The organism is Corynebacterium sp. KPL3927, from assembly GCF_040225835.1.
GTDB lineage: Bacteria > Actinomycetota > Actinomycetes > Mycobacteriales > Mycobacteriaceae > Corynebacterium.
Map to the genome: position 1 here is coordinate 1 of NZ_JBEHGD010000044.1, position 2,276 is coordinate 2,276.

General features: G+C 59.1%; 3 protein-coding genes and 1 pseudogene. 3 read left to right on the top strand and 1 reads right to left on the bottom strand.

All coding sequences use genetic code 11. The features are described from left to right. Positions 1-77: 77 nt before the first annotated feature. The 3 genes and pseudogenes from ABRP86_RS11425 to rpsI form a co-directional block, all read left to right on the top strand. Positions 78-239 (top strand): annotated as a pseudogene (locus tag ABRP86_RS11425) (WXG100 family type VII secretion target); the annotation flags it as partial. Positions 240-600: 361 nt separating this feature from the next. Further along, the gene (gene rplM / locus ABRP86_RS11430; RefSeq protein WP_126318309.1) at positions 601-1,044 is read left to right on the top strand and encodes a 50S ribosomal protein L13; all 444 of its coding nucleotides are present in this window, start codon (positions 601-603) and stop codon (positions 1,042-1,044) included. Further along, positions 1,044-1,586, top strand: a complete 543-nt coding sequence (gene rpsI / locus ABRP86_RS11435) for a 30S ribosomal protein S9 (RefSeq protein WP_005281349.1) — start codon at positions 1,044-1,046, stop codon at positions 1,584-1,586. Before rplM ends, rpsI begins: the two co-directional genes overlap by 1 nt. A gap of 307 nt (positions 1,587-1,893) precedes the next feature. On the opposite strand, the gene ABRP86_RS11440 is transcribed toward rpsI, so the two are convergent. Continuing rightward, entirely contained in the window at positions 1,894-2,130 is a 237-nt protein-coding gene (locus ABRP86_RS11440) for a hypothetical protein (RefSeq protein ID WP_349864451.1), read from the bottom strand. Positions 2,131-2,276: the final 146 nt, after the last annotated feature.

Here is a 2,276-nt window from a genome sequence, read left to right on the forward strand (position 1 = left end):
CGAAGCCGCCGGATCAGCTACACTTACTATCGCATCTTGATTAAATCCCCGTGTCCACTTTCCGGGGTTCGGGCCCCTGGGAAGGTGAATCCGCAGTGGCTTATAACCAGGCGCAGGCTAAATGGGATAAGGCGGCACAAGAACTCAATACCGTGCTGGCAACCATCTCCAAGACTGTGTCCCAAGGCAATGACGCAATGAGCGATGTCAACCGTCGCGCCGCCGCTAGCTGGGGATAATGCACCGTTGGCAACATCTATCTAGCCTGCTTCTTTAATGCGCAGTAGGGGAATCGGGCGGTGCCCGTGCCCGTATCCAATCCGGCAGGAGGCGAACGCAGCCGCCGTCCCCTTACCGCGCTATTTACACAAACCGCCATATAGAACCTCTTTTACCGGTACCTTTTCTTTCTGAGAAGGTACCGGTTTCGGTGTTTTGGTCTTTTGCCCCGGTAGCGGCTAGGGTTGTAACCCTATGTGTTCGCTCGTCGGCAAGCAGCTGGCGAAGCGCTTCCCGCAGGTCTCCACCGGCCGCTGTTGGGAAGCGAATGGATGCTTAGCGCTGGCCGGCAGTTCCGAGACAGACTTTCAAGGAGTCATTTTGTCTACTTTCCACCCAAAGAGCGGTGACATCACCCGCAAGTGGTACGTCATCGATGCTACTGACGTGGTGCTGGGCAAGCTTGCTTCCACCGTGGCAGACCTGCTGCGCGGCAAGCACAAGCCACAGTTCGCACCCAACGTTGACACCGGTGACCACGTCATCATCATCAACGCTGACAAGATTCACGTTTCTTCCACCAAGCGCGACCGCGAAATGCGCTACCGCCACTCCGGTTACCCGGGCGGTCTGAAGTCCATGACCCTGGGTCAGTCTTTGGACGCCAACCCGGTCCGCGTTATCGAAGAATCTGTTGCTGGCATGATGCCGCACAACAAGCTCTCCCGCGCTTCCATCAAGAAGCTGCACGTCTTCGTAGGCGATGAGCACCCGTACGCCGGTCAGAAGCCGGAAACCTTCGAGTTTAAGCAGGTGGCACAGTAATGGCTGAGCAGAACATCGACAACAATGTAGCCGAGGCTGCTGACATCGCTGCAGCAAGCGCCGCTACCGAAGAGTTCACCAACACCATCGGTGATTCGTTGGCTAGCGCCAACCCTGAGACCGAGGCAGAGGTTGAGGCCGCTGCTCCGGTTCACGAGGGCCCAATTCAGACCGTCGGTCGCCGTAAGCGCGCCGTCGCTCGCGTTCGCCTCGTTGCTGGCTCCGGCCAGATCGTGGTCAACGGCCGCGAGTTCGCTGAGTACTTCCCGAACAAGCTGCACCAGCAGGACATCCTCACCCCGCTGACCCTGCTGGACCGCGAGAACCAGTTTGACCTGAAGGTCACCGTTAACGGTGGCGGGCCGACCGGTCAGTCCGGCGCCCTGCGCCTGGCTATCGCTCGTGCACTCAACATCTACAACCCGGCTGATCGCTCCACCTTGAAGAAGGCTGGTTTGCTCACCCGTGACGCTCGTGCAGTTGAGCGTAAGAAGGCTGGTCTGCACAAGGCACGTCGCGCACCGCAGTACTCCAAGCGTTAATCTCGCTTCTATTGCGCGCGCAAGCGCCCTACACTGCCGCTGCTTCCCACTTAGGGAGGCAGCGGTTTTGTCGTTTTATCGCTCTTGCCGATGTCCCCGTCGGTTAGGCCGGCCAAACCTCTCCTGGCCGGCCTCTTGAGGCTGAGCCTTGCGCGAGGCATAAACGCTCAGTCGGGGCCACGATGAAGCCCGCACGCCGCAGTGCACCACGGACTGTGGAGTAGAGAAATGCCCGCCTCCCATCGCGGAAGAGTGCATTGGGAGGCGGGCTAGGGGCCCAGGGGAGAGGTCCGGTTAGGCAGAGAGATTACTCATCGTCATCTGCGGCCTTGTCCTTGGTCTTCTTCTGTGCAAAGTCCTTGAGCTCGGCGCGGCGCTCTTCGCGGAGGGCCGCCTGCTCTGCGAGGTATTCATCCGATGCGTTGATGGTGTACCACTCGTGGAGATACGGGTCATCGTTTTCAATTTCTGCCCCGGCACCGTGGTTTTCAGGAACGGCAGAAGAGCTGAATACGAAGTCGCCATTGTGTTCTTGGAGGCCCAAGTGGGTGCCGCGCTCAATGGCGGCATGGGCGTATTTCCTGCGCAGGATAGCGGGATCGCGCGCCAGGTCGAGCGTGTCAAGTTGTTTGTGTGTGGGGCTAGGTTTATAGGTATTTGTCGAAGCGGGCGGGAAAGGCTACGGCCATT